This window comes from bacterium, assembly GCA_028820935.1.
Taxonomy (GTDB): domain Bacteria; phylum Actinomycetota; class Acidimicrobiia; order Spongiisociales; family Spongiisociaceae; genus Spongiisocius.
This window is the reverse complement of record JAPPHZ010000044.1, coordinates 1-26,247: the sequence shown is the minus strand read 5'-3', so window position 1 is coordinate 26,247 and position 26,247 is coordinate 1. Positions and strand designations below refer to the sequence as shown.

Here is a 26,247-nt window from a genome sequence, read left to right as displayed (position 1 = left end):
TCATGATCACACCCGACGTGAATAGCGGCGCCTCGAGCCTGACGGTGACCCACTGGGGCGCCTACGAGATCGAAGCCGCGGGCGGCGCGATCCAGGCGGTACGGCCCTTTCGCCACGATCCCGATCCGTCTCCGATAGGGAACTCCCTGGCCGACATCGACCAGTGCCGGGTGGGTATGCCGTCGGTCAGGGAGAGTTGGCTGGCGGCCGGCCCGGGAGCCGCCACTCACCTGCGCGGCAGGGAGCGCTTCGTGGAGGTCGGCTGGGATCACGCCCTTGACCTGGTGGCCGGAGAACTCGAACGGGTGCGGAACGAGCATGGCAACGAGGCCATCTACGCGGGTTCCTACGGCTGGGCCAGCGCCGGGCGCTTCCACCATGCCCAGAGCCAGCTTCACCGCTTCCTGAACTCCATCAGCGGCTACACCCGCTCGGTCAACAGCTACAGCCTGGCGGCTGCCGAGGTCATCCTTCCCCACGTGGTCGGGAGCCGGTGGTGGGCTCTCGAGAAGGCCCACACCTCGTGGGACGTGATCGCCGCCGAGACCGACCTGATGGTGGCGTTCGGGGGCATTCCGGCGAAGAACAGCCAGGTGGACTACGGCGGTGTGGGTCGCCATGAACTGCGGGGCTGGTTGCGGAGGTGTGCCGAGCGGGGCGCCCGCTTCGTGAACGTGTCGCCCATCGATAGCGATGTCGTGGCCGACGTGGACCCGGAATGGGTGCCGATCCGGCCGGGCACCGACGTCGCCCTGATGCTGGCCCTCATCCACACCCTGATCGAGGACGGTTCCTACGACCGCGACTTCGTCCGACGGTACTGCGTGGGCTGGGAGACCCTGGCCGCCTACGTCACCGGCGAGACTGATGGGGTCCCCAAGGACGCGGAATGGGCCGGCCCGATCACCACCATCCCGCCGGAGCGGATCAGGTCGCTGGCCGGTGCGCTGGTAGCGGGGCGCACCATGATCAACGCCAGCTGGTCGCTCCAGCGGGCTCACCATGGCGAGCACGCCATGTGGGCGGCCGTCGCCCTCGCCGCCGCCATCGGGCAGATCGGCCTTCCCGGGGGCGGCTTCGGCATCGGTTACGGGGCGGTGGCGGCGATCGGCAGCGGGTTCGAGAGGGCGTGGCTACCCCGCTTCAAGCCCGGGCGGCCGGTCGCCGATTCCTTCATCCCGGTGGCCCGGATCACCGACATGCTGGCCGGTCCGGGGGAGGAGTACGAGTACGACGGTGGAACCCGCACCTATCCCGACATCCGCCTGGTCTACTGGGCGGGCGGCAACCCCTTCCATCACCACCAGGACCTCAACCGCCTACGCGAGGCCTGGCAGCGTCCCGAGACGGTGATCGTTCACGAGCCCTTCTGGACCGCCACCGCCAAGCACGCCGACATCGTGTTGCCCACTACAACCACCCTGGAGCGCAACGACATCGGCGGGAAACCCAACGACCCGTACTTCTTCGCCATGAAGAAGATCATCGAGCCCGTCGGCGGCGCCAGGAACGACCACGACATCTTCAGCGCCCTAGCCGCCCGCCTCGGCACCGGGGATGCGTTCTCTGAGGGCCGGACTGCGGACGGCTGGGTGCGGTTCCTGTACGAGGAATACCGGCGGAGCGAGCCCGGGAGCCCCACCTTCGAGGAGTTCTGGGAGGCCGGATTCATAGACCGCGGGCTGGGGGGTGGGGAGGCGAAGCGCGTGTTGCTGGAGGAGTTCCGCGAGGATCCCGACCGGTACCCGCTCGGTACGCCGTCCGGCCGGATCGAGCTCTATTCCGGGCGGATCGCCGGTTTCGGATACCAGGACTGCCCGCCGCATCCGGCCTGGATGCCCCCCGGCGAGTGGCTGGGAGAGGCGACCGGCGAGGCCGATCTGCACATGATCTCCAACCAGCCTTCCACCCGGCTCCACAGCCAGCTGGACCACGGGTCGAACAGCCGCGGAGCGAAGGTCGCGGGTCTCGAACCGCTATGGATGCATCCCGATGACGCCGCCCGGAGGGGTATCGAGGACGGCGACGTGGTCCGCGTGTTCAACGAGCGGGGCGCCTGCCTGGCCGGTGTGACGATCACCGACCGGATCCGGCGCCGGGTGGTCCAGCTGGCGACCGGGGCCTGGTACTCGCCGGGGGCCGGACCCGGCCTGGAGGGCACCTGCCTGCACGGCAACCCCAACGTGCTCACCGCCGACGTCGGAACCTCGAGCCTGGCTCAGGGGCCTATCGCCCAGACCTGCCTGGTGCGGGTGGAGCGATGGCCGGGACCGCCCCCGGCGCACCACGCCTTCGACGCTCCCGAGATCGTCACCCTTCTAGACGAGTAGGCCCGCCGGTTGTAGCAGGAAGCCTGAGCCAGCCCGAGGGGGGCGAGCGCGGGATGTCTCGTATACTCCTATCGGCGTCCCACCCGTGGTCACGGAGGAGGAATGAGCGGCACACGGTTGATCTATTCGGAGACGATCCCGGCCAAAGCCGCGACGGCTTGGACGGTAGACGTCGGCCAGATCATCCGTATAACCGACATCGAGGGCGGCCAGGTAGGAGACCTAGTCCTGTTCGCGCGGGAAGACCTCCGCGAGCGGAACTCGATCTCGTGGACCCGTACCAGGAACATCCGCAACACCGCGACGTACGAGCCCCCCCTTGGGCTGGCTCCGGGCAACACCATCTGGTCCACCGGATACCGCGTCCTCGCCACCGTCGTCGAGGACACCTCACCTCTTAAGGGGATACACGACCTCTACGGGAGGATGTGCAACCGTGGAATGTACGAGATGTACGGCGTCACCCCCCAGGACGGTTGCTTCGAACTGCTCCAGCAGGCTCTCGGACCTCACGGGGTGGCCCCCTCCGAGATCCCGGACCCTCTCGGAGTGTTCATGAACACGCAGCCCGACCCGGAGACCCGGGTGATGCGTATACACCAGCCCGTTACCCGGCCAGGCGACAGCATATCCTTTCGGGCCGAAACAGACCTGCTCGCGGCGATGAGTACTTGCCCGATGGATGTGCTCGCGCCTACCAACAGCTACCACATCACCCCTATGAAGGTCGAAGTCCTACAGAGCGGACAAGGCGCGTAGGGAATCCCCCGAGGCCCGCTCGCTCGGACATCGGCGAACTCCCCGACATCCCGCTGGGACTCGGCGGGTTCATCCGAGCGGCCAGCGTTCCTTTGTGTAGGCCATGTCCCAGAACATGAACTCGTAGTTCACGCCGATGCGGAAGCTGTCCAACATCTGAGCGCGCCGCTCATCTGACAGGCCTTGCGAGTAGCGGTCGACGAAGTCCCGGTAGTCCCGGCAGAGCGTGTGGTGGGACTCGCTCATGTAGAACTCCCACCAGTCAGCCTGGAACTCAGTGAGCGGGGCGTCTGCGAGTTGGAAGCCGATGGCATCGTAACTCAGGGGGCAGGGTAGGAAGGATCCCAGATACTCGACCGGGTCACGAGCGAAGGCCAGATAGAAGAGGTGCCGCGAGTAGGCGTAGAGGGTCGGTGCGACCGGCGCCTCGAAGGTACCTCCCAGCTTGCGAAGCATTTCCTCCTGGTGGTAGTACTCGTCGAGGATCAGCTGCGTGTTCCGAAGGAAGAAGTCCCTGATTTCGTCGTTCTGTGCCTTGGCGGCGACGATTGCACGACAGCGCAGGACTGCGTCTATGTAGTGGACGTTCTGTTCGAAGTAGAAGGCCAACCTGTCATTGCCGAGGGTTCCCGCCCGTAGCTCCGCCAAGAACGGATGCTCGTAGATGCGCTCGAAGAGCGGCGCGGTCTCCTCCATCATGTGTCGGGTCCAACTCACGATGATCCCTTCGATCCCCTGTCCCGGGTCAATCGCGCAACCGCCTCGCGGGCTCGCTCCGCTACTTTCGCTTCGTCGACGGTCTTGATGACCCGGTCCTCCATCACGATGCGCCCATCTACGATCACTGTACGGACCATGTTCCCGTTTGTGGCGAAGACCAGCCTGGGTTCCAGGTTGGCCCTGTATGCGGGGGACCGGCTGTCGAAGAACTCCATCTCGGCCTCCACGAGGATCAGATCCGCCTTGCGCCCCGGCTCGATGGTGCCGCTGTCGATCCCGAGGGCTCGCGCCCCGTTGGCCGTGCCCATTCTCAGTATCTGGTCCGCTGGCATGAGCTTTGGGTTTGCATATCGGGCCCGTTGCAGATACGCCGCGGTCCGCATTACGTCGAACATGTCCATGGTGTTGTTGCCTTCTGTCGAGTCGTGTCCGAGCCCGACGTTGACACCCGCCTCCAGTAGGCGGACGGCAGGAGCGATCCCCTCTCCCAGTTTCGAGTTGGCAGCCGGATTGTGGGACACATGTGTTCGGGTCTCCGCGATCAAGGCGATGTCGTCGGCGGTCAGCCACACGCAGTGAGCCGCGACAGTCCGGGGTCCCAGCAGCCCGTGGTCGTAGGCAACCTGGGTCGGCCTGGCCCCGAACTTGCTGAGGCACGTCTCGACCTCTGCCTGCGACTCGCTGAGATGGAGGTGCAGTCCGGTATCGAGTTCGCTGGCCAGGCTCGCCGCCTCGCGCAGCATGGCGGGCGTGGCCAGGGGGATCCACTCGATGCCCATGACCACCTGGACCAGGTCGTCCACGTCGCCCGAGCAAGCATGGAACGCAGCCCTGTTGTCCTCGAGGACGTCCAACCCATCCTCAGGCCGGGCCACCAGGCTGCTGAGGGTGGCGCGGATGCCGACCTCCCGTGCCGCCCGGGCGAGCGACTCGACATGCCGGAACATGTCATTGACCATGGTGATGCCGCCCCGAAGGGCCCGGACATAGCTGTGGAGGGCACCCGCGTATGCGGTCTCGGCGTCCAGACTCCGCATCATCGGGTACCAGTGCTCGAAGAGGGCCTCCTCGACTTCGAGAGACTCTGAGTAGCCACCACGTTCGATGTCGGTGTGGAAATGTAGGTCGACGAGACCCGGCATGACCGCCAGGCCCATCGCGTCGATTATTCGGGTTCCGTCGACATCCGGGGCCGGCCCCGCGCCACAGGACTCCACCACTCCGTCCCTTACCAGGACATGGCCGTCATGGAATATGTCTCCCGCTTCGTTCAGAGTCACGACCGCCGCGTTCCTGATCAGGATGACGGAGTCATTGCCTGTTCCAAGGACAGCTTCAACCGTCATGATCCTCTTTCCCATGCAGATGCAGCTCGGCTTTGAGGTTGCGTTCCAGGCGAAGGAACGCGTCCGTAATCTCGATCCCGGCCTCCCGTGGACGCGGTAGTTCGATGTCGAGCACGGCCTGGATCCGACCTGGGCGGGGTGTCATGACGTACACCCGGTCCGACAGGTACACGGCCTCGGCGACGTCGTGGGTTATGAACAGCACGGTGGTGCGGATCTCCTCCCAGACCCCCATCAGCCATTGCTGCAGGTTGGTCCTCGTGTAGCTGTCCAGCGCGCCGAACGGCTCGTCAAGCAGCATGATTGACCTCTCCTGGACCATCGTCCGCAGGAAGGCGACGCGTTGCCGCATGCCTCCGGACAGTTGGTCGGGGTAGGCGTCGGCGAACTCGGACAGCCCGAAGCGCTCGAGGTACGGGCCGATGCGCTCTCTCGCCTCCCTACGGGAGAGGCCGTCCATCTCGAGGCCTAGGACGGCATTGCCCATGACGGTCCGCCACTGGAAGAGGAGGTCCTTCTGGAACATGTAGGCGATCTCGCCCAGCCGATCATGGCTGGGGGTGCCGTCAAGCCGGATGTGGCCCGAGTCGAACGCTTCGAGGCCGGCAACGATGTTGAAGAGGGTGCTCTTTCCGCACCCGCTAGGCCCGATCAAGGTCACGAACTCCCCTGGCTCGACCAACATGTCGACACCGTCGAGGGCGAAGACCGGACCCGACTTGGGACGGAAGGTCTTGGTCAGACCCTCGATCGTCAGGCCTCCCTGTCCCGCCCCTCCCAAGGTCACCGGGCATCTCCCTGCGTCTTGGGCCGGTACCACGGCATGACGAGCCGCTGCAGGACCACCACCCCTCCGAACAGGAGAAGGGTGACAGCCGAGCTGACCGTCACCGCCCCGAAGACGAGGTCCGTCCGTAACGCGTTCTTCATGGTGAGCATGTAGATCCCGAGGCCTTCGACCGCTCCGACGAACTGGGCGATCACCGCCGCAATCACCGCGAACGACATAGCCACCCTGGCACCCGTAAACAGCTGTGAGAGCGCGCTAGGAAAACGCACCTTCAGAAGGAGACGGACCCGGCCTGCCCCCATCGTTCTCAGCAGGTTCATAGCGTCCTGGTCCGTGGACGCCAAGCCCTGGGCGAGGGCGACGGCCACCGGGAAGAAGGTGTACATGGCGACCACGAATGCATGGGACGAGATCCCGAACCCGAACCAGATCACGACGAGGGGCGCGATGGCGACTATCGGCAGGGTCTGGGACACCACTATCACCGGATAGATACTGCGCCTCACCCAGCCGAAGCTATCGACTAGGACCCCGATTACGACCGCTAAGACCAGCGCAGACCCGAATCCGAGAAACACCGTCTGCAGCGTGATCCAGGTGGCGCCCCACAGGTTGGCACGGTCGTCCCACATCGCATCCAGAACATCCGTGGGGGTCGGCAGGACCGCCGGCCGTATGTCCTGCCAGCGAACGAAGAACTCCCATGCCGATAGGACAAGCAGCACGGTAACCAGAGGCGGCCAACCCATTCGCACAAGAGAGGGCCTGGTATCAGGTGACCCGGAACTCCCGAACTCCTGAGAAGCGCCGGCCGCTTCCGAGACCTGCTCATCCGCTCCCTTCCCCGCTGATTTCAGCACACGTCAGCCCATTTTGCCGGTCGGGACCGTCACTCCCAGCCGAGGTCTCAACAATCGGGTAGGAGTTCGTTGGTTGCGTACACCGAGAACTCGGGTGCCGTCACCACTTCGCCCTCCTCGTCCAGAAGCACGCCGGACCGCTCGAGTAGACCACCTATTCCAGCGAAGTGAGACGTCTGCACGCAGCCCCAGACCCCGTCGTCATTGAGATACTGGGCGGCCCGGTAATGGGCGCTTTCCCTCACCAGCGGCTCGCTCTGCTGGAGGTCCGTAACCTCGCCGATGAGAATGTCGGCCGCTTGGTCGGGGTTCTCCGCCGCGAACGTGTATGCCTCACCCAGAGCTTTCAGGGCCCTAGCGAGTACGTCGGGTTGCTGCTCGATCATCTCGGATCGGGCGATGAAGACGACGTCCGGATAGACAATCTCCGGAATGAAGTCGACGTAGGGGAAGAGACGGAGTTCGGTACCGCGCAACCGGGCGGCGATCTCGCTCCACCCCTGGAACACCGCGCTGAAGTCGACGCGGTCCTCGATCAGGGCCTCGATCGCTCCACCTTGCAGCACTACTTCTTGGAAGTCCCCTGGCGTAGCAGCTCCGGCCGCGGTGAGCATCTCGGTGACGAGCGGCCTCTCGTGCGGCGTGCCATAGCCACCGTACGACTCGGCCGCGCCCAGGTCGGCCGCTGTCTGGTACGGAGAGTCAGCAGGAACGACCAGTGCCACGTTGTTCTCCTGGATGATGGCCGCCACGATCTTCAGCGACGAACCGAGTGCCACCTCTCGGAGCAGATCGGGTGGGTACGCGATACCTAGGTCGGCGTCCCCTGCCTCGACGAGAACACCCGTGACCGTGAATGCCCACGGAACGACCTCGACATCCAGGTTCTCACGCTCGAACAGGCCCATCGAACGGGCGATGAAGATGCCGGCGTGGTTGGTGTTGGGTATGAAGTCGAGGGCAATCCTGACCGTGGCCCGCTCCGGGGGAGCGGCGGTGGTATCGGGCGCCGCGGTGGTATCCGGAGCGGCAGTGGTATCGGGCGCCGCGGTCGTGTCCGGAGCGGCGGTGGTATCGGGCGCCGCGGTGGTATCCGGAGCGGCGGTGGTGGCGGGCGCCGCGGTAGTGGCAGCCGATGTGGCCTCAGGCTCGCTCTCCCCGCACGCGACTGCCACCAGTAACAGAACGGACAGACCAATGAAAAGCTTGCGGGCGATGCTCTTCCGCCCCTGCTCCGGCCGGTACGTCATCGTCTCTCCCCTCCCTTTGAATCAGGCGGGTCCGAGCGGCCCGCCGCCGAAACCTCGTGAAATACCGTATCAGAAACGGCATGACCGGGCTACGAGAACTGCGGTCTAATACCGAAACTGATCGACTCCGACCGAATCCAAGAGGCCGCGCGGATAGGCCATGTTGGATGGATTCCACCGCTTGAGGGTGTGGGGAACCGCTCGGCATCGAACCCGAGACAACACATTGGCTGGTGGATTTGCCTGGCTATGCATGCCTTTTGACCGAACACGACTGGCCACCGGCCACCTAGGACCAGGTGAATCGAGCGGTACCGGGGAGAAGGCAGAGGAGGATGCCCTCTCCCGGCGGTCTATCCCTCGATGAAGGCTTCGAGGGCCTCGCGGGCGACCTCGTCCCGCATCTGGCGGGGTGGTGACTTCATGAAGTAGGCGCTGGCCTCGTAGAGCGGACCAGCCATACCTCGGTCCAGACCGATCTTGGCGCAGCGGAGGGCGTCGATCACCACGCCGGCCGAGTTGGGACTGTCCCACACCTCCAGCTTCACCTCGGCATTGAGGGGGGTGTTCCCGAAGGCGGTCCCCTCGAGGCGGATGTGCGCCCACTTGCGGTCGGTGAGCCAGGGGACGTGGTCCGAGGGACCCACGTGGATGTCCTCGACGGGAAGCCGGGTCTCCATCTGGCTGGTGACCGCCTTGGTCTTGGACTCCTTCTTCGAGACGAGGCGGCTCCGCTCCAGCATGTTCAGGAAGTCGGTGTTCCCGCCGAAATTGAGCTGGTAGGTCCGGTCGACCTTCACTCCGCGATCCTGGAAGAGGTTGACGAGAGTGCGGTGCAGGATGGTGGCGCCGACCTGTGACTTGATGTCGTCGCCCACGATCGGCAGTCCGGCCCGGCGGAAGCGTTCCGCCCATTCCTCGGTGCGCGCGATGAACACCGGGATGCAGTTGACGAAGGCGCAGCCGGCTTCCAGGGCCTGGCGGGCATAGAACTCGGTGGCTTCCTGCGATCCGACCGGCAGGTACGAGACCACCACGTCGGCGCGGGCCTTGCGTAGCTCCTCGGCCACGTCTACCTCGGGCGCCGCCGATTCCTCCACCACGCCGGTCAGGTAGGCGCCGATCCCGTCCAGGGTCGGTCCACGTTGCACGGTCACGTCCATCTGGGGGACTTCGGCGAAGGCCGTGGTGTTGTTCTCTCCGGCGGAGATTGCCTTGGACAGGTCCTGACCCACCTTGGTGGCATCCACGTCGAAGGCGGCCACGAACTGGATGTCGTCGATGCTGTAGTCGCCCAGCACCGGATGCATCAGGCCGGGAATGGTCTCGTCCGCGGCCGCGTCGCGGTAGAACTCGACACCCTGTACTAGGGAGGATGCACAGTTGCCCACCCCGACGATCGCTACCCGAATCTTGCTCACAGGGTTCCTCTCGGCTCGAACCCCTTGAAGTCTCGCGTGCGGATTGATTCAGTCAAATAAATGATGGCCCTACAATCCATAGGTAAGAGTTATGGATGTGCCTGTACTGAACTTCCGGAGCCTGCGCTACCTCCAGGAGGTGGAGCGCCAAGGAACATTCACGGAGGCGGCTTGGGTGCTGGGCATCAGCCAGCCGGCCCTTTCCCATTCATTGGCCGAACTCTCCAAACGGCTGGGGGTGCCGTTGTTCAGGAAGGACGGGCGGCGGCGAGTGCTCACCGAGGCCGGGCAGCGGGTGCTGCGCTATGCGGATCAGGTGATCGGCCAGACCGGGGATCTGCTCCGGTGGCTGGATAGCTGGCAGCGGGGGGAGGTCGGCTCCCTCCGGGTGGGGCTGATCGATACCGTCGGTCTCTACACCCTTCCCCCCGGCCTGTCCCGCTTGCAGCGGGAGCGGCCCGGGATCGAACTCCAGCTGGTGGTCGGCGAGTCGGCGGAACTGCTGTCCATGCTGGATCGATACAGGGTGGATCTGGCTCTCGTGGTCGGCCCGGCCGGTTCCCGTTACAACTCGGAGGCCATTGCCGAGGAGGAGATGCGTGCCTACTCGCTGCCGGATGACATGGCCGGCTCTCCGGACTCAGGATCGGGGCCTGCCACGCCTGCGGGCTGGGCGCTCTACCCGTCCGGTTCGCGCACCCGCCAACTCATCGACGACGGGTTGGCCAGAATGGGCATCCATCCCGAGGTGGCTCTCGAATCGGCTCACCCCACCGTGCTCCGCCAGATGGCGGTTCTCGGTTACGCCCGGACAGTGCTTCCCCGGCAGGTGGCGACCGCGGGGGACGACTCAGGCCTGACGGAAGGACCGCTGGTGGCCATCCGGCCGATCGAAGCGGTGTGGAGGTCGGGAGAGGACCTCGATCCTCGTGCTGCCCGCCTGATCGAGTTGGTCAGGGGCGGCAACCCACGGGAGAGCTTTGATCCGGCGGAAAACTCGGGGCTAGCCGCCGGTGGTGAGGTCCAGGAGGCGGGCGAAGCGCTTGCGGGCGGCGATCAGGGCGATCAGGGTCACCAGGAACGGTAGGGCGTCGGTGATCTGGACCGGGAGCCCGTTGCCCTGGAGCCGGAACCCGAGCCCTTCAGCGAACGCGAACAGCAGGCTGGCGCCGAACACGGCGAACGGATGGGCGCGGCCCAGCATGACCGCCACCACCGCCACCCAGCCTCGCCCGCTGGACATGTTCTCGGCGAACTGCACCACGTTCCCGAGCGCCAGCTGGGCGCCCGCCAGGCCGGACAGCACGCCGGAGGCGATCACCGCCCCGTACTTGTAGGCGATGGGGCTCACCCCGAGGGACTCGGCCGCCAACGGACGCTCCCCGACCCCGCGCAGCCGCAGCCCGATGGGAGTGCGGAACAGGACCAGCCAGAGGAAGGGCACCAGCAGGAAGGCCACGTACGCCAGGATCGTCTGGTTGAACAGGACAGGCCCGATCCAGGGGATGTCGGACAGTCCGGGGATGGCCAGCCGCTCCAACCCGTCGATGCGTTCGTGCTGGAACACTCCCCGCACCCCGAAGATCTGTGGAAGGAGGAAGCCGGTCAGCCCGATGGCCATCAGGTTCAGGGCGATACCCAGCACGATGGGGTCGCCGCGCCTGCTCACCGCACCGAAGGCCAGCATGAGCGAGATCAGCACCCCGGCGCCCACCGCGAACACCACTCCCAGGCCGCTGTAGACCGCCAGGTAGGAGCCGGCCACCGCCGCGAAGGCGCCGGACAGCATCATCCCTTCCATCGCGATCTGGAACACGCCCGCCCGCTCGCAGATCATCCCTCCGAGCGCGGCCAGCAGGATCGGGATCATGGCTCGGATCACAGAGTCGAAGAGAGCGGCGTCGAAGAGCTGGTCGAACATCTAGACCTCTCCGACTCCGGCCGGCTCGACCTCGCCGACGGATACGTCCCGGCCGGTTCTTCGCTTGAACCACGTGAAGGTGAGCCGGCTGGCCACCGCCACGATCACCAGGGCCTGGAGTACCTGGGCGAGGCGCCAGGAGACTTCGGCGTTGCGTTGCATGGCCAGTCCTCCGATCTGAAGGCCCGAGAAGAGGAGACCGGCCGCCAGGATCAGGAGTGGATGGTTGTTGGCCAGGAGCGCCACCAGGAGTCCCGTCCAGGCCAGCCCGCTCAGTACCAGCTCTCCGTCGATATAGCGGTAGGCATCGCCCAGGATCATGTGGGTGCCGATCACCCCGCCGATGGCGCCGGCCACCACCATCACGTAGACCGTCTGGCGCTCCACCTGGATCCCGCCGTAGCGGGCGAAGCGCCCGTTCAGGCCGGCCATCCGGGTTTCGTAGCCCGACACGCTGCGTCCGTACACCACCCAGATGACGATGACCAGGATCACCACCAGCAAGAGGGAGTAGCTCACGCCCCCGAACACGGGCATCTTGGGCATGCGGGCGGTGTCGGGAACCTGCTCGGTGGAGGTGAGGGTCACGCTGTCGTCCAGGAGCCGGAACCGCACCAGGTAGCCGGTCATGGCCCGGGCCACGTAGTTGAGCAGCAGGCTGGTGATCAGGATGGGTAGTCGGAGCCGGGTCTGTCCCAGGGCGGGAAGCATGGCCCAAATGGCCCCGGCCAGGCCGCCGACCAGCATGGCCACCGGGATGACCAGTTGGCCCGGTCCCGGCATGTAGATGGCCACGACGGTTCCGGCGAGGCCGCCCACCACCATCTGGCCCTCGCCACCCAGGTTGATGACGCCCGAGCGGAATGCCACCGACACGGCTAGGGCCATTCCTACGATCGGTATGGCCCTGGCCAGGGTGTTGCGCAGCCCCGAGCCCGTGATCGCGCCGTCGAACATCTCCCGGTAGGCGAACCAGGCATCCCCACCTGTCAAGGATACGATCACCCAGCCCAGGGCGAAGGCGAAAACCAGCGAGAACAGGGCGGGATGCCCCGCCACGTTCCCGATCTTCGAGCCGAGGCCGACCGGGGCGCCCGGCGCCTGCTCAGCCACCGAGCCCCTCCTCGTGGGCGCCGGTCATGTAGTAGCCGATGCCGGCCTCGTCGACCTCCGCGGGATCCAGTTCGGCCACGATCCGCCCGTCGAACATCACCAGGATTCGCGTGCTCAGGGCCAGGATCTCTGACAGTTCGGCCGAAATGAGCAGTACGGCCCCGCCCCCGTCACGGAAGGTGATCAGGCGATCATGGATGAACTCGATGGCCGCTATGTCGACGCCCCGGGTGGGTTGCTCGGCGATGAGCAGCGGGGCGCCATGGGACATCTCCCGGGCCACCACCACCTTCTGGAGGTTCCCTCCCGAGAGGTTCGATACCGGGGAGCTGATGGGTCCGGATCGGATGCCGTAGGTCTCGATCAGGCGTCTGGCGTGATCCCGTACCACCTTGCGGTCGAACCACCCCCTGCTCTGGAACCCGTCCCTTCGCTGGTGGCCCAGGAGAAGGTTGTTCGATACGGTGGCCCGGTGGCTGGTACCTACCCCGTACCGATCCTCCGGTATGTACGCCATCCCGGAAAGACGCCGCGTCGATACCTCGGAGGCGGTCATGTCGTCCCCGTTCAGGTGGATCGAGCCCTCGGGCACGTCCCGGAGACCGGTCACGGCCTCGATGAGTTCGCTCTGGCCGTTGCCGGCGATCCCTGCCACGCCCACGATCTCACCGGACCGCACCTCCAGCGACACGTTCTTGACCGCGTCCCGCCCGTGCTGGCCCGTCACGGTGAGATCGGTCACCGTCAGCACGTCGGCTCCCGCCTCGCGGGCGGATGCCCGGCGATCCAGATCGACCTGCCTCCCGGTCATGTGCCGGGCAATCTCGGTGGGGTTGGTGTCGGCGGTCACGAGGTCCGCCACCGACCGGCCATCCCTGAGCACTGTCACCCGGTCGGAGACGGCCATCACCTCGCCGAGCTTGTGGGTGATAAACAGGATGGTGCGGCCGGCGTCACGCAGGCGCCGGATGACCTCGAAGAGCTTGTCCCGCTCCTGAGGGGTGAGGACGGCGGTGGGCTCGTCGAGGATCAGGATCCGGGCATCCCGGTAGAGGGCCTTGAGGATCTCAACCCGCTGCAGCACCCCTACCGGGAGCGTCTCGACCACGGCCTTAGGGTCGACCGCCAGGCCGTACCGCTCCGCCAGGGCGCCTACGCGCTCCACGCCGGCGGCCCGGTCGATCATGCCCCGCCGGGTCGGCTCCTCCCGGAACACGACGTTGTCCGCCACGCTCAGCGTGGGGAAGAGCCGGAAAGCCTGGTGGACCATTCCGAGTCCGGCCCGGATGGCCTCGAGCGCCGAGGAGAACCTGGCCGGTTCACCGTTCACCAGGATCTCCCCGGCGTCGGCCGGATACAGCCCGAACAGGATCGACATCAGCGTGGTCTTGCCGGCGCCGTTCTCGCCCACCACGGCGTGGATGTGTCCGGCCTCCACCCTCATGTCGATGGCGTCGTTCGCCAGGACACCGGGGAATCGCTTGGTTATGCCTCGGAACTCGAGGGCCAGGCTCATTTCAGTTGTTGGTCAGGACCCGGTATCAGCCGAACAACGGATCGGTTACCACGATCGAGCCGTCAATGATCCCCGCCGCGACCTTCTCAACCTCCGCGACGATGTCCGGATGATCGGCAATCAGGCACTCGCTGGTGGCAAGGTCGGGGTGGAGGGCCATCACGCCGGTGCCACCCTCGGCCAGACCGAAGGCGACCATCGGTCCGGCGGTACCGGCCAGCACCTGCTCGATGAGCTGGTCGACCACCGCGTCCACGAGTTTCATGTTGTTGTCGACTATGTACCCGGGGGCTTCCGGACACTGGTTTATGTCCACGCCGTAGGACACGAATCCGGCTTCCGCCGCCGCTTCGAACACACCACCGTTGGAACCGGCGCCCACGGCAAAGATGTGGTCCAGTCCTTGCGCGGCCAGCGAGAGGGCCAGTTCCTTGGCCCGGGCCGGGTCGGAGAACGGGTTGTCGCCGGCGATGAACACGGCCGAGTTCTCGATCGAGGGATCCACCGACTGGGCGCCGACCCAGAAGCTCTCCCACCAGCGCTTGAAGAATGGGATATCGAGGGCCACTACGGAGCCGATCTTCTTCGCCTCCGACAGGTGGCCGGCCATAACGCCTAGCAGGTAGGCGCCCTCGTGCTCGCGGAACACGCCGCAGTGGAGGTTGGGGGCCGGTTCGTCGGGGCAGGAGTCGATGAGAATGAACTGCTGGTCCGGGTTGGCCTTGGAGTACTCGTCCGCCATCTCGGTCAGCGTGAAGGTAGTGAGCACGATCACGTCCGGAGCCTCGTCGATGGCCGCCTCTATGTTGGCCCGCCGGGTGGTGTCGTCCACCGATTCGAAGGTCTTCCAGGTACCACCGTGGCGCTCCGCCGCCCGCCTGGTACCGACCTCGCCCAGGATCAGGAAGCTGTTGACGCCCATCGGGTTGGGGGTCACGTAGATCAGGCTGATCGGATCCTCGGGCGCCATCGTGGTGGTCGGCGCGGCCGTGGTGGTCGGCGCGGCTGTGGTGGCGGTCGCGGCTGTGGTGGCGGGCGCGTCGTCGCCGGAGTCCCCGCACGCGGCCCCCACTACGGCCAGCGCCAGTATGAGCACCAGGATCTTCAGGGGTCTGGACATGGGTTTCTCCTCCCTCAGAGCGGACGTTCCGCTGGTGTGTCTGTCACGGTGATGACTACTCAGTGGCCGGTCGGCGAAGCTCCCCGAGCGGCACCGACCGGAGGCTATCACCTCGATCAATCCTGACCACCCGCCGATCGGTCACGATCGCGGTGATCAGGGCGTGCGGCGTGATGTCGAAGGCCGGGTTGGCGGCGTCGGTATTCGCAGGAGCGGTAGCACGATCCCGGACGGACACCACCTCTCCGGCGTCCCGGTCCTCGATGGGGATGGCGTCCCCCCCGGGAGTGTCCATGTCCACGGTCGACTCCGGGGCGACCACGATGAAGGGGACCCCGGCGTACCGGGCGCCGAGAGCCAGGGAGAAGGTTCCGATCTTGTTGGCCGTGTCGCCGTTGGCGGCGATCCGGTCGGCGCCGGTGAGGACCACGTCGGCTTGACGCCGGGCCAGCATGAAGTTGGCGGCCGAGTCGACCAGGATCCGGTGGGGAGCGCCCATGCGGGCCAACTCCCAGGCGGTGAGGCGGGCGCCCTGGAGGAGCGGCCGGGTCTCGAGCGCTAGAGCCTCCGCCAGCGTGCCCCGCTCGTGCAAGGTCTGTATCACCGCCAGTGCGGTACCGCGCTCGATGGTCGCCAACCCCCCGGTGTTGCAGATCGTCATCGCCCGGGCTGCTGCCCGCTCGGTGACCAGCCCGGTCACGAGATCGGCCCCGTACTCTCCCATGGATACGGATGCGGCGATCTCCTCGTCGCGTATGGCGAGCGCCTCGTCGAGCACGCGGTCCAGACCTTGCTCGGCGAGGGGGGCCACCCTGTCCACCATCCGGGCCAGGTTCACTGCGGTGGGTCGGGCTTCCCGTAGCGAGTGGATCGCCCGGTCGAAGTCGGGTCCGGAGGTCCCGTGGGCGTTGATGGCCAGCGCCACCCCGAGAGCCCCGGCTACGCCGATGGCGGGGGCGCCCCGCACCGACAGGCGGCGGATGGCGGCCACCATGTCGGGGACCGACTCGATCCGCATCACCTCGTACGAGTCGGGGAGTCTGGTCTGATCGACCATCGAGACCCCGTCGTCGATCCAATCGAGCGGACGGTCACCGAGTAGCTGCATGACATTTATGCTACTGGGTGGTCCGTGTGCGGAGTGGCCGGGATGTTTCGCAGACGGACCACCAGCCAAGCCCAGCTGACCGGGGGGCGAGTAGATGGACCGCTACCAAGCTGATCTGCTGATCACCATGTCCGAGGGCCGGACCCCCATCTCGCAAGGCGTGGTGGACGTGGAGGGGGGATGGGTGGTCTGGGCCGGCGCCGCCTCGGATGCGCCCGACCGGGCCGGGACCCCGGTACACCGGATAGACGGCATCCTGATGCCCGGATTCGTCAACCTCCATGCCCATACGCCGATGATCCTGCTGCGCGGCGCCGGAGAGAGGCTGCCGGTGGACAGGTGGCTTCACGAGGTGATGTGGCCCCGGGAGGGGCGCCTGACCCCGGATGACGTGAGGGTGGGCATGCTGATGGGCGCCGCCGAGCTTCTCTCCAACGGCATCACCACGTCATCGGAGATGTACTTCTTCGGGGATTCGGTCGCTCGGGGGGCTGCCGAGGCGGGGCTCAGGTGTGTGGTGGCCGCTCCGGTGATCGAGGACGCCCAGTTGGGCCGGATGGGCACCTGGCAGGAACAGCTGGAGGAGATGGTCGCCACCCGTGAGCGGTGGGCTTCCAGCGAGTTGATCGAGGTGGGCCTGGGTCCTCACGCCGCCTGGTCGGTGTCGAGGGAATGCCTGGAGATGGTGGCCCGGCTGGCCCGCGAGCACGGCATGCTGGTTCACATCCACGTCGCCGAGCAGGAGTGGGAGGACAAGGCGGTGCGGGAGCTGTCCGGGGGCAGGTCGGCGCCCGCCTACCTGGAGTCGCTCGGCATGTTGGAGGCCAGGTTGCTGGCCGCCCATTGCGTCTGGCTGTCGGACGAGGACATGGAGATCTTCGGCCGCCACGGGGTGGGGGCGGCGCATTGCCCGTGTTCCAACACCAAGCACGGCTCGGGCCTGGCCAGGGTGGACGCGATGATCCGGGCCGGGATGAAGGTGGGGATCGCCACGGACGGTCCGGCCTCGCACCACCGGCTCGATCTGTTCGAGGAGATGCGCACCGCCATCCGGCTGGCCCGGCTGGACCGGGGGGATGCAGCCTTCATGCCACCCCACGAGGCGCTCCACATGACCACGGCCGGGGCCGCCGACGCCATCGGGCGCTCCGACCTGGGCCGGATCGAGCCGGGTTGCCGGGCCGACATGGTGCAGATCTCGCCGTCGGAGTCGGCTCTGCATCCGGTGGTGCCCGACGAGGACGATCCGGTATCGCGGCTGGTGTGGTCGGGATCGCCCAGGGCGGTCCGCTCCGTCTGGGTGGGCGGGGAGCAGGTGGTCGACGAGGGCCGGGTGCTCACCGTGGACGTTGACGAGGTGAGGGCGGAGGTGACGGAGCGCGCCCGGCGGCTGGCCAAGTGAGAAGTGTCGTATGACCGGCCCCGAAGTAGCCGAGCTGCTGGGTCTGGCGCCGTTGCTTTCCGAGGGGGGAATGTGGGCCCAGACCTGGCGGGACGAGAACGGCACCGCCATCTACTACCTGATGCAGCCGGGGGACTTCTCGGCCCTCCATCGCCTGGACGGGCCGGAACTCTGGCACCACTACGCAGGACATCCGGTGGAGATGCTGCTGCTCGAACCGGACGGTGGAGCGAGGCGCCTGTTGCTCGGGGACGACCTGGAAGCGGGGGAGCGTCCTTTCGTGGCGGTTCCCGGAGGAGTGTGGATGGGCGCCGGCACCACCGGAGACTGGTCGCTGGTGGGAACTACCATGGCGCCGCCCTACCGTGAGGATGGATTCGAGTTGGGTAGCTTCGACGAGCTGGTAGATCTGTACCCGGAAGCCGCCTACCTCATCGCCCGCTATGTCAGGGAGTAGCTCCGGCCCCCAGGCTTCGGATCGCCGGTCGCCGGCCGAGCTGATCGCCCTGGAAGGCCGGGTGGTGGCCGTGACCGGCGCCGGGGGGAACATCGGGGCCGGCATAGCCGCGAGGATGGCCGCGGCCGGCGCCACGGTGGTCTCCCATACACGGTCATCGCAGGTCGAGCCCATCAAGGGCCGATCGGGACAGCCCGCGCTGGTGGTGACCGCCGACCTGACCACCCCAGACGGGCCCCGGCGGGTCGTGGACATGACCCTGGAGCGATACGGCCGCCTCGACGGCCTCGTCAACAACGCCGCCGTCCAGACCGTGGCCGGATTCGCCGAACTGACCGATCCCGAGTGGTCGGAGATGATCGACACCAACCTCACCGCCACCCATCGGCTGACACAGGCCGCGGCGGCCGCCATGGCCGCCCAGGATTCGGGAGGCGCCATCGTCCACATTGCATCCATAGAGGGGAGCTACCCGGCGCCCGGGCACGGGCACTACTCCGTTTCCAAGGCCGGGATGATCATGCATGCGCGGGCCGCGGCCCAGGCCTACGGCAGCGCCGGGGTTCGGGTCAACGTGGTCTCTCCCGGCCTGATCTCGCGTCCCGGCATCGAAGACGCCTGGCCCGAAGGGGTGGGGCGCTGGGGGACGGCCTGCCCGCTGGGGCGCCTCGGCACCCCCGAGGACATCGGGGACGCCTGCGTCTTCCTCTGCTCCGACCTGGCCCGGTGGATCACCGGAGCGGAGCTGGTGGTGGACGGCGGCGTGATGGCCAATCCCACCTGGTGAGGCGATCCCCGTGAGCGCGACCAGGCTCGAGGGACGCGTCTTCCTGGTGACCGGGGCCGCCGGCGGGATCGGGGAAGGGATCACTCGAGCCATCCTCGAAGCCGGCGGGATGCCGGCGCTGGTGGATGTCGACCTGGATGGCGCCGGAGCGGTGGCCCGCCGGGTCGGGTTGGCCGGGACATCGATCGCCGCCTTCCGGGCGGACGTCTCCGATGCGGGCGAGGTCGAACGGGCGGTGGACGGCGCTGTGGAGCACTTCGGCCGCATCGACGGCGCGGTCAACAACGCCGGGGTGGTGACCCTTGACGAGGCCTGGGAGGCGACCGGCCCGGACTGGAACCGCCAGCTCGAGATCAACGTCACGGGGTCGTTCCTGGTCGCGCAGGCTGTGGGGAAGCGGCTCAAGGCCCGTGGTGGGGGCAGCATCGTCAACGTGGCGTCCAACTGCGGCAAGGTGGGTTACCGCAACATGGCCGCCTACAACGCCTCCAAGTCGGCGGTCCTGGGCCTCACCAGGTCCCTGTCGATGGAGTGGGCCGAGCACGGCATCAACGTCAACGCGGTCTGCCCGGGCGGGGTCGACACCCCCATGCTGGCCGGGGTGGCAGAGTGGCTCTCGCCACGGCTCGACATCCCGGCCGACGAGTTGCTGGGATCGATGGGCCCGGCGCAGTTGGGTAGGCGCATCACGCCGCTGGAGGTGGGCCGGGTGATCGCCTTCCTGCTGTCGGACGCAGCGCACATAATCCGGGGACAGGCCATCAACGTGGACGGCGGCGACACCTGGTATTGAACCCTGTTCGTTCGACCCCGGTCCGCCGGCGGGAAGGGCGGTACAGTTGAAATCCATGGCGGTCGCTCTCACAGCCGTAGCACGGGTGCGGGCCGTTCCCGGCTCGGAGGAAACCGTGCGGGATGCGCTCATCGCGATGGTCGCGCCCACCCGTGAGGAGGAGGGTTGCCTCGACTACCGGCTACATGTGGTCGGCAGCGAACCCGGGCTCTTCTGCTTCGTCGCCCTCTGGCGTAGCGAAGCCGACCTCGACGCTCACCTCGACGAACCCCACATCGCCGATGGCCTGGCCGCCATCGCGGACCATACCGAGTCCGTGGTGGTCACCCGGATGACCCGCATCGCCTGACTACGACCGCCAACCGGTCTCGGTCTCGGTCTCTAGTCTTGCCTCCGCACGGCCTGGGAGATTCTGATGGAAGACAGGTGGGACGACGCTGAGGCGGCGGGATTCGAGGGTTCGCTGGGAGAGTGCGTCTACGGATCCCGCCTGCTCGGGAGCGATCCCTTCCTCGTGCTCCACGGCGGCGGCAACACATCCGTCAAGGCCTCGTTTCGCGACATAACCGGGCGCACCGTCGACGCCCTCTACGTGAAGGGTTCGGGGTGGGACCTGGCCACCATCGAGGCGCCGGGGTTCACGCCCCTTCCCATCGGCCGGCTGCACGACCTGCTGGCGCTCGACCGGCTCTCCGATCCGGACATGATGCGGGAGCTGTCCGCCGCCCGCCTCGACCCGGCGGCCCCGCAGCCCTCGGTGGAGACCCTGCTGCACGCCTTCCTGCCCTTCCCGGCCGTCCAGCACAGCCATGCGGACGTGATCGTCACCCTCACCAATCTGGCTGACGGGGAGGGGCGCATCAGGGAGGTCTTCGGAAGGGACGTGCTGGTGGTGCCCTACATCATGCCCGGTTTCGACCTTGCCCGGCTCGTGGTGGAGATCTGGCGCGAGCAGCACCATCAGGACGCCACCGGAATGGTGTTGCTCAACCATGGCCTGTTCACCTTCGGGGACAGCACCAGGGAGGCCTACGGCCGACACGTCGAGCTGATCTCCAGGGCCGAGGATTGGCTCGACGCCCGCGCTCCGGTACCGCCGGTCCGGGATGGGGCGGCTCTCCCTCCGGCGGCGCCGGTCGCTCTGGCCCGGCTCCGCAGCCGTATCTCGGCCGCGGCGGGCAAGCCGATGATCATGACCCGCCACACGGACGCAGCCGCGGCCCGCTTCGTGGGCAGGTCAGACCTGGAGAGCCTGGCGACCCGGGGTCCGCTCACTCCCGACCACGTCATCCGTACCAAGCGGTTTCCCATGGTCGGCGCCGATGTGGACGCCTACGTGGACGGTTATCGCCGCTACTTCGAGGAGAACCGGGACCGAGCCCGGACCGAGTTGACCATGCTCGATCCGGCGCCCCGAGTGGTGCTGGACAGGGAGTTGGGCCTGCTGACCGTGGGTGAGACCGCCAAGGCCTCCCGCGTCGCCGCCGACATCTACCACCACACGATGGCGGTCCTCGAACGCTCCGAGGATCACCTGGGCGGGTACGTGGCGCTGGAGGCGGGCCATCTGTTCGACTGCGAGTACTGGGATCTGGAGCAGGCCAAGCTGCGCCGGGCCGGGCAGCCGCCGGAGTTCGCCGGCATGGTGGCCGTGGTGACCGGAGCGGCCTCCGGCATCGGCCGGGCCTGTGCTTCGGCTCTGCTGTCGAAAGGATGCGCGGTGGCCGGTCTGGACCTGGACGGGTCGGTCGTGGACGCCTTCGATGGTCCGGCCTGGCTGGGGATAGCGGTGGACGTCACTGACGGCTCTGCCCAGCAGGCAGCGATCGATGCGGCGGTGGAGCGGTTCGGAGGTATCGACATCGTGGTGCCGGCGGCCGGGGTGTTCGGCAAGGCCCAGCCGGTCGGCGAACTGGAGGAAGACCGGTGGCGGGCGACGCTGGCCGTCAACACGGATGCCGTGGCCACCCTCCTCGCCTCCGTCCATCCCTTCCTGGCCTACTCCCCGGTGGGAGGCCGGGTGGTGGTGATCGCTTCCAAGAACGTTGCCGCTCCCGGCCGCGGCGCGGCCGCTTACTCCGCCTCCAAGGCGGCCGTCACCCAGCTGGCCCGGGTGGCGGCTCTCGAGTGGGCCGATGACGGCATCCGGGTCAACCTGGTCCACCCGGACGGGGTGTTCGACACCGGCCTCTGGGACGAGGAGTTGATCGCTCAGCGGGCTACCGCCTACGGGCTCAGCGAGGCCGAGTACCGGACCCGGAACCTCCTGTTAGCCGAGGTGACCTCGGCCGCCGTCGCCAGGGTGGTGGTCGAACTGTGCGGGGATGCCTTCGCGGTGACCACAGGGGCGCAGGTCCCCGTGGACGGAGGCAACGAACGGGTGGTCTGAATAGGCTGCCGGTCGAGGAGGTGTTTGGATGGCCGAACTGACCCCGATCCTTCGCGTGGATCCGGATGAAGTACCCGAGCGGGTTCTGGTCATGGGCGATCCCGCCCGGGCGGAGCTGGCCTCCCGGCGCCTCGAGGGTCGTCGCCTGCTGGGCAGCTTCCGCGAGTACGTGACATACGGTGGGACGCATCGGGGAGTCGATGTGGCCGTGGCTTCGCACGGGGTGGGATCGCCGGGAGCAGTCATCGTGTTCGAGGAACTGAGCCGCGCCGGGGTCCGCCGGATCATCCGGACCGGAACCTGCGGTGGTCTCGCCGTCGAGGTCGAGGACGGCGATCTCGTGATCGTCACCGGCGCCATCCGTGCCGACGGTGTCACCGACGCCATGGTCCCCGCGCCCTTCCCTGCGCTCGCCTCGGTGGACGTGGTCACCGCGATCCGCCGGGCGGTGGCCGCCGGCGAGCGCCGCTCCCACGAGGGCGTGGTGCTCACCCACTCGCTGTTCTATCCCGGCGAGGTGCTCGGGGGCGACCTGGAGTTCTGGCACCGGGCGGGCGCTATCGCGGTCGAGATGGAGTGTGCCGCCCTGTTCATCAACGGCTCGCTCAACTCGGTGACCACCGGGGCCGTGCTGGTGGCGGACGGGAATCCCCTACACAGGGAGGAGGGGGGTTACGATCCCCACCGTCAGGTGGTCTACGACGCGGTGGAGGCGATGATCGACATCGGACTGGATGCCCTCATCGACGGCTGATCGGGCCGTTCGGTCGCGGACACGGAGGTGGTGATGGGCGATCTGTACCAGCGTCTCGCCGAGGCGGCGGAGGTCCTCAACCGGCTCACCGGACGCGACGGCCACGATGTGGTGGCCGTACTGGGCTCGGGTCTCGGCGGCTATCCCGACACCCTCGACGCGGCGGTTGCGGTCCCTTACTCGGAGATACCGGGCTTCCCGCAACCCTCCGCGCCCGGCCACGCCGGCACGGCCTACTCCCTCGAGATGGGTGGCAACCGGGTGTTGCTCTACTCGGGCCGGGTTCATCACTTCGAGGGCTACAGCCCGGCCGAGATCGTCTTTCCGGTGCGAGCGGCCATCATGTCCGGTGCCCGCAAGGTGGTGCTCACCAACGCCTCGGGCGGGTGTACGCCCGGCGTCGATCCGGGCGATCTCGTGCTCCTGACCGACCACATCAACCCGACCGCCCTCGGCCCCTTGCGGGGAGACAACGATGAGCGTCTCGGAACCCGGTTCCCCGACATGACCGACGTCTACTCCCCGGCGATGCGCCGGAGGGCTGAGGAAGCGGCCGCATCGGTGGGGATCACGCTGCACGAAGGTGTCTACATGTGGTGGCGCGGGCCGATGTTCGAGACCCCGGCCGAGATCAGGATGGCCATCACTCTGGGCGCCGACCTGATCGGGATGTCCACCGTGCCGGAAGCCATCGCCGCCCGCCACATGGGCGCGGAGGTGCTGGGGATATCGCTGTGCACCAACCGGGCCGCCGGGTTGGCAGGCCGCAAGATCACCGGCGAGGAGGTCATCGAGACCGCCGGCCGGGCGGCAGGAGACCTCCGGGCGCTCTTCGACGCCCTGCTTCCTAGTTTGTAGTCTCTAGTTGATAGTTTCTAGTCAGTATAATTTTATGTTAACTAGCAACTAGAGGGTTCGTAGTGAAGCGAAGCGGGCTCAAGGAGCGGATCCGCCGCCTGATCCGCCGTGAGGGGCCGATCCCGTTCGACCGCTTCATGGAGATGGCGCTCTATGACCCCGACGGCGGGTACTTCGCCTCGGGGCCGCTGCGGTCCCGGGCCGAGGGGGACTTCCTGACCAGCCCCGAGACGAGCGGCGAGTTCGGTGCCACGCTCGCCCGCTTCGTGGACCAGGAGTTCCGGCGGCTGGGCCGCCCGGCCGGGTTCACCCTGCTGGAGGTGGGCGCCGGGTCGGGCACCCTGCTGTCTCCGCTGCTGGGGGCGCTGGACTGGACGCCCCGTACCGTGGCGCTGGAGGTCTCGCCCGCCGCCCGACAGGCACTCCGCCAGGCGCTCCCGGTTGTCGAGGTGGTACCCGACCTCCGGGAACCGGATCGCTTCCGGGGCGTGGTCATTGCCAACGAGGTCGTGGACAACCTTCCCGTGGCAATCGCGGTACGTGCGGAGGACGGGGGCTGGATCGAGCACCGCGTCGGGTCCGACGGCGCCGATCTGGTGCTGGTCGAGGCGCCGGTCCGTCCCGAGGTCCTGGCCTGGCTGGAGGCGCACGCCGCAGACGTTCCCGAGGGTGGGGTGGTGGAGTGCCAGCTGGCCGCTAGCAACTGGATGGGGCGGATGATCGACCTGATCGAGGCCGGCACGGTCGTGGTCATCGACTACGGGGACACTTCGGAGGGACTCCTGCCCCGCCGCCGCAGGGGTGGGACGCTGCGAACCTATCGCGCGCACCACCTCTCCCAGCATCCGCTCGACGAGCCGGGCTCTATGGACATAACCGCCGACGTCGACTTCTCCGCCCTGGCCAGGGTGGCGTCTGACCGGGGAATGCAGACCAGGCTCTGCCGCCAGGACGAGTTCCTGTCCGAGCTGGGGCTGGACGCCAGGAGGGCCGAGTTCCGCCGACGGGAGCTGGCGGAGGCGCGGGATGGGGACCCGATGGAGCGGCTCCGTCTGCGGTCGAGGGTGAAGGAGATCGAGACCCTGCTCCACCCGCGAGGTTTCGGCGACTTCCGGGTCCTGGTGGCCACCCGATTGCGGTCTTGACACCGTTATGATCCGATCACCATGAACAACCTCAAGACGGTCGCGTTGCTGAGCCTGATGAGCGCGCTCGTCTGGATGCTCGGATGGGCGCTGTTCGGTGGCTCCCAGGGCATATACATCGGCTTGGGATTCGCAGCCCTGCTCAACCTCGGCGCCTACTTCTTCTCCGCCAAGATGGCCCTCGCCATGAGCCGGGCCCGGCCCGTGACCGAGCAGGAGTTGCCCAAGGTCTACGGCATGGTGCGCCGCCTGGCCGCCTCGTCGAACATGCCCGTTCCCTCCATCCACTTGATCGATTCCGCCCAGCCCAATGCCTTCGCCACCGGTCGCAATCCCAAGAACGCCGCCGTGGCCGTCACCACGGGCATCCTCGAGATCATGCGGGACGACGAGCTCGAGGGTGTCATCGCCCACGAGCTTTCCCATGTCCGCAACCGCGACATCCTGATCTCTTCGATCGCCGCCATGCTCGCCGCCGCCCTGTCCATCTTCGCCCGGATGGCCTTCTGGTTCGGGGGCGGAGGCCGTCGCAACAACAACGCGATCGGCCTGGTGGTGGCCCTGGCCGCAATGATCCTGGCGCCGCTGGCCGGCATGGTGATCCGGATGGCGATCTCGCGGGCTCGCGAGTACCAGGCCGATCGCTCGGGCGCCGAGATGACCGGCCAGCCGCTCAGCCTGGCGCGGGCCTTGCAGAAGATCGGAAGCGCATCGGGACGGATACCGATGGACGTGAATCCGGCAGTCAGCCAGCTGTTCATCGCCGACCCGCTAAAGGCGTTCGGCCGGAGGCGTCCTGCCGGAGCCGGCCGGATGTTCTCGACCCATCCGCCCATCGAGGAGAGGGTTCGCCGGCTCGAGAACATGTACTACCGGATCTGATTGGCGGGCGCCGCGTGCTTGTTTCCGCGGCGGATCGGAGCGACTAGCATTCTTGCGCCAGAAACCGGTGGCGTCTGCCACCCGTGCCGGGATGCCCGAGCGGCCAAAGGGAGCAGACTGTAAATCTGCCGGCGATGCCTTCGGAGGTTCGAATCCTTCTCCCGGCACCGGCGCGGACGGTTGGTCGTCCGCCCGACCAGGCCCCCTTAGCTCAGTAGGCCAGAGCGCCTCCATGGTAAGGAGGAGGTCTCCGGTTCGAATCCGGAAGGGGGCTCGGCAAGTGGATGGACGTGGTCCGCGCCTGCCGTGATGCCTGGCGGCGTAGCTCAGTCGGTAAGAGCGCTCGACTCATAATCGAGAGGTCGGCAGTTCAAGTCTGCCCGCCGCTACGAGCGGTCGGTCGTCCTGCGCGGGATGGCCGGCCCGCCGAACGTATGTGTCAACAACTTGCTACACGAGGGGAGAATCGTCATGGCTAAGGAGCGTTTTGTGCGGGATAAGCCGCATGTGAATGTTGGGACGATGG

The 26,247-nt window shown here is 67.2% G+C and carries 24 protein-coding genes and 3 tRNA genes; 16 read left to right on the top strand and 11 right to left on the bottom strand.

All coding sequences use genetic code 11. The features are described from left to right. Nucleotides 1-2: 2 nt before the first annotated feature. Nucleotides 3-2,330 carry a molybdopterin-dependent oxidoreductase gene (locus tag OXM57_12790; GenBank protein MDE0353552.1) on the top strand — a complete coding sequence of 776 codons (2,328 nt, stop codon included), beginning with the start codon at nt 3-5 and terminating at the stop codon, nt 2,328-2,330. 102 nt (nt 2,331-2,432) lie between these two features. Then, a complete protein-coding gene (locus OXM57_12785; GenBank protein ID MDE0353551.1) occupies nt 2,433-3,089 on the top strand; it encodes an urea carboxylase-associated family protein in 657 nt (218 codons plus the stop codon). Between the two features lie 69 nt (nt 3,090-3,158). Here the strand turns inward: OXM57_12785 and OXM57_12780 are convergent, their stop codons facing one another. The 6 genes from OXM57_12780 to OXM57_12755 all read right to left on the bottom strand — a co-directional run bounded on the left by OXM57_12780 (nt 3,159) and on the right by OXM57_12755 (nt 9,476). Further along, a complete protein-coding gene (locus OXM57_12780; GenBank protein MDE0353550.1) occupies nt 3,159-3,806 on the bottom strand; it encodes a hypothetical protein in 648 nt (215 codons plus the stop codon). Next, on the bottom strand, nt 3,803-5,155 hold the full coding sequence (locus tag OXM57_12775; protein ID MDE0353549.1) for an amidohydrolase: 1,353 nt from the start codon (nt 5,153-5,155) through the stop codon (nt 3,803-3,805). The genes OXM57_12780 and OXM57_12775 overlap by 4 nt, the downstream gene beginning before the upstream one ends. Further along, nucleotides 5,145-5,942, bottom strand: coding sequence for an ABC transporter ATP-binding protein (locus OXM57_12770; GenBank protein ID MDE0353548.1), 798 nt, complete (start codon nt 5,940-5,942; stop codon nt 5,145-5,147). The genes OXM57_12775 and OXM57_12770 overlap by 11 nt, the downstream gene beginning before the upstream one ends. Next, nucleotides 5,939-6,694, bottom strand: coding sequence for an ABC transporter permease (locus OXM57_12765; protein ID MDE0353547.1), 756 nt, complete (start codon nt 6,692-6,694; stop codon nt 5,939-5,941). The genes OXM57_12770 and OXM57_12765 overlap by 4 nt, the downstream gene beginning before the upstream one ends. Before the next feature lie 158 nt (nt 6,695-6,852). Next, nucleotides 6,853-8,055 carry an ABC transporter substrate-binding protein gene (locus tag OXM57_12760; GenBank protein MDE0353546.1) on the bottom strand — a complete coding sequence of 401 codons (1,203 nt, stop codon included), beginning with the start codon at nt 8,053-8,055 and terminating at the stop codon, nt 6,853-6,855. Between the two features lie 353 nt (nt 8,056-8,408). Next, nucleotides 8,409-9,476 (bottom strand): inositol-3-phosphate synthase, encoded by a 1,068-nt coding sequence (locus OXM57_12755; GenBank protein MDE0353545.1) that lies wholly within the window; start codon nt 9,474-9,476, stop codon nt 8,409-8,411. A 91-nt stretch (nt 9,477-9,567) separates the two neighbouring features. Here OXM57_12755 and OXM57_12750 point away from each other — a divergent pair, with 91 nt between their 5' ends. Then, nucleotides 9,568-10,563, top strand: coding sequence for a LysR family transcriptional regulator (locus tag OXM57_12750; protein ID MDE0353544.1), 996 nt, complete (start codon nt 9,568-9,570; stop codon nt 10,561-10,563). Here the strand turns inward: OXM57_12750 and OXM57_12745 are convergent. The 5 genes from OXM57_12745 to mtnA are packed head-to-tail and all read right to left on the bottom strand — an operon-like array spanning nt 10,480 to nt 16,254. After that, nucleotides 10,480-11,397 (bottom strand): ABC transporter permease, encoded by a 918-nt coding sequence (locus tag OXM57_12745; GenBank protein ID MDE0353543.1) that lies wholly within the window; start codon nt 11,395-11,397, stop codon nt 10,480-10,482. The two genes, OXM57_12750 and OXM57_12745, sit on opposite strands and share 84 nt — an antisense overlap. Continuing rightward, nucleotides 11,398-12,510 (bottom strand): ABC transporter permease, encoded by a 1,113-nt coding sequence (locus OXM57_12740; GenBank protein MDE0353542.1) that lies wholly within the window; start codon nt 12,508-12,510, stop codon nt 11,398-11,400. Beyond that, complete coding sequence (locus OXM57_12735; GenBank protein MDE0353541.1) at nt 12,503-14,026, bottom strand: ABC transporter ATP-binding protein; 1,524 nt, start codon at nt 14,024-14,026, stop codon at nt 12,503-12,505. Before OXM57_12735 ends, OXM57_12740 begins: the two co-directional genes overlap by 8 nt. Before the next feature lie 25 nt (nt 14,027-14,051). Continuing rightward, nucleotides 14,052-15,146: a BMP family ABC transporter substrate-binding protein gene (locus tag OXM57_12730; protein ID MDE0353540.1), complete on the bottom strand. Its 1,095-nt coding sequence runs from the start codon at nt 15,144-15,146 to the stop codon at nt 14,052-14,054. 55 nt (nt 15,147-15,201) lie between these two features. After that, on the bottom strand, nt 15,202-16,254 hold the full coding sequence (mtnA, locus tag OXM57_12725; GenBank protein MDE0353539.1) for an S-methyl-5-thioribose-1-phosphate isomerase: 1,053 nt from the start codon (nt 16,252-16,254) through the stop codon (nt 15,202-15,204). Between the two features lie 94 nt (nt 16,255-16,348). Between mtnA and OXM57_12720 the strand changes: the two genes are divergently transcribed. The 13 genes from OXM57_12720 to OXM57_12660 all read left to right on the top strand — a co-directional run bounded on the left by OXM57_12720 (nt 16,349) and on the right by OXM57_12660 (nt 26,110). Then, entirely contained in the window at nt 16,349-17,656 is a 1,308-nt protein-coding gene (locus OXM57_12720; protein MDE0353538.1) for an amidohydrolase, read from the top strand. Between the two features lie 10 nt (nt 17,657-17,666). Beyond that, on the top strand, nt 17,667-18,113 hold the full coding sequence (locus OXM57_12715) for a cupin domain-containing protein (GenBank protein ID MDE0353537.1): 447 nt from the start codon (nt 17,667-17,669) through the stop codon (nt 18,111-18,113). Next, nucleotides 18,100-18,900: an SDR family oxidoreductase gene (locus OXM57_12710; GenBank protein MDE0353536.1), complete on the top strand. Its 801-nt coding sequence runs from the start codon at nt 18,100-18,102 to the stop codon at nt 18,898-18,900. The genes OXM57_12715 and OXM57_12710 overlap by 14 nt, the downstream gene beginning before the upstream one ends. A gap of 10 nt (nt 18,901-18,910) precedes the next feature. Then, nucleotides 18,911-19,693 (top strand): SDR family NAD(P)-dependent oxidoreductase, encoded by a 783-nt coding sequence (locus OXM57_12705; protein MDE0353535.1) that lies wholly within the window; start codon nt 18,911-18,913, stop codon nt 19,691-19,693. Between the two features lie 55 nt (nt 19,694-19,748). Then, nucleotides 19,749-20,042, top strand: a complete 294-nt coding sequence (locus OXM57_12700; protein ID MDE0353534.1) for a putative quinol monooxygenase — start codon at nt 19,749-19,751, stop codon at nt 20,040-20,042. 66 nt (nt 20,043-20,108) lie between these two features. Beyond that, nucleotides 20,109-22,082 carry a bifunctional aldolase/short-chain dehydrogenase gene (locus OXM57_12695; GenBank protein ID MDE0353533.1) on the top strand — a complete coding sequence of 658 codons (1,974 nt, stop codon included), beginning with the start codon at nt 20,109-20,111 and terminating at the stop codon, nt 22,080-22,082. Between the two features lie 28 nt (nt 22,083-22,110). Next, entirely contained in the window at nt 22,111-22,836 is a 726-nt protein-coding gene (locus OXM57_12690) for a nucleoside phosphorylase (GenBank protein MDE0353532.1), read from the top strand. Nucleotides 22,837-22,869: 33 nt separating this feature from the next. Beyond that, the gene (locus OXM57_12685; GenBank protein ID MDE0353531.1) at nt 22,870-23,694 is read left to right on the top strand and encodes a purine-nucleoside phosphorylase; all 825 of its coding nucleotides are present in this window, start codon (nt 22,870-22,872) and stop codon (nt 23,692-23,694) included. Between the two features lie 62 nt (nt 23,695-23,756). Next, nucleotides 23,757-24,839, top strand: coding sequence for an SAM-dependent methyltransferase (locus tag OXM57_12680; GenBank protein ID MDE0353530.1), 1,083 nt, complete (start codon nt 23,757-23,759; stop codon nt 24,837-24,839). A gap of 21 nt (nt 24,840-24,860) precedes the next feature. Further along, entirely contained in the window at nt 24,861-25,721 is an 861-nt protein-coding gene (locus OXM57_12675; GenBank protein ID MDE0353529.1) for a zinc metalloprotease HtpX, read from the top strand. A gap of 85 nt (nt 25,722-25,806) precedes the next feature. Further along, nucleotides 25,807-25,888, top strand: a tRNA-Tyr gene (locus OXM57_12670). A gap of 33 nt (nt 25,889-25,921) precedes the next feature. Next, nucleotides 25,922-25,995: transfer RNA gene (locus OXM57_12665), tRNA-Thr, on the top strand. Between the two features lie 41 nt (nt 25,996-26,036). Beyond that, a tRNA-Met gene (locus OXM57_12660) sits at nt 26,037-26,110 on the top strand. Nucleotides 26,111-26,247: the final 137 nt, after the last annotated feature.

Bases quoted from the DNA above. Each gene is read 5' to 3' on its own strand.
- OXM57_12790 (MDE0353552.1), top strand. From the start codon at position 3: ATGATCACACCCGACGTGAATAGCGGCGCCTCGAGCCTGACGGTGACC.
- OXM57_12785 (MDE0353551.1), top strand. From the start codon at position 2,433: ATGAGCGGCACACGGTTGATCTATTCGGAGACGATCCCGGCCAAAGCC.
- OXM57_12775 (MDE0353549.1), bottom strand. From the start codon at position 5,155: ATGACGGTTGAAGCTGTCCTTGGAACAGGCAATGACTCCGTCATCCTG.
- OXM57_12765 (MDE0353547.1), bottom strand. From the start codon at position 6,694: ATGGGTTGGCCGCCTCTGGTTACCGTGCTGCTTGTCCTATCGGCATGG.
- OXM57_12760 (MDE0353546.1), bottom strand. From the start codon at position 8,055: ATGACGTACCGGCCGGAGCAGGGGCGGAAGAGCATCGCCCGCAAGCTT.
- OXM57_12750 (MDE0353544.1), top strand. From the start codon at position 9,568: ATGGATGTGCCTGTACTGAACTTCCGGAGCCTGCGCTACCTCCAGGAG.
- OXM57_12745 (MDE0353543.1), bottom strand. From the start codon at position 11,397: ATGTTCGACCAGCTCTTCGACGCCGCTCTCTTCGACTCTGTGATCCGA.
- OXM57_12735 (MDE0353541.1), bottom strand. From the start codon at position 14,026: ATGAGCCTGGCCCTCGAGTTCCGAGGCATAACCAAGCGATTCCCCGGT.
- OXM57_12730 (MDE0353540.1), bottom strand. From the start codon at position 15,146: ATGTCCAGACCCCTGAAGATCCTGGTGCTCATACTGGCGCTGGCCGTA.
- mtnA (MDE0353539.1), bottom strand. From the start codon at position 16,254: ATGCAGCTACTCGGTGACCGTCCGCTCGATTGGATCGACGACGGGGTC.
- OXM57_12720 (MDE0353538.1), top strand. From the start codon at position 16,349: ATGGACCGCTACCAAGCTGATCTGCTGATCACCATGTCCGAGGGCCGG.
- OXM57_12715 (MDE0353537.1), top strand. From the start codon at position 17,667: ATGACCGGCCCCGAAGTAGCCGAGCTGCTGGGTCTGGCGCCGTTGCTT.
- OXM57_12710 (MDE0353536.1), top strand. From the start codon at position 18,100: ATGTCAGGGAGTAGCTCCGGCCCCCAGGCTTCGGATCGCCGGTCGCCG.
- OXM57_12700 (MDE0353534.1), top strand. From the start codon at position 19,749: ATGGCGGTCGCTCTCACAGCCGTAGCACGGGTGCGGGCCGTTCCCGGC.
- OXM57_12695 (MDE0353533.1), top strand. From the start codon at position 20,109: ATGGAAGACAGGTGGGACGACGCTGAGGCGGCGGGATTCGAGGGTTCG.
- OXM57_12690 (MDE0353532.1), top strand. From the start codon at position 22,111: ATGGCCGAACTGACCCCGATCCTTCGCGTGGATCCGGATGAAGTACCC.
- OXM57_12685 (MDE0353531.1), top strand. From the start codon at position 22,870: ATGGGCGATCTGTACCAGCGTCTCGCCGAGGCGGCGGAGGTCCTCAAC.
- OXM57_12675 (MDE0353529.1), top strand. From the start codon at position 24,861: ATGAACAACCTCAAGACGGTCGCGTTGCTGAGCCTGATGAGCGCGCTC.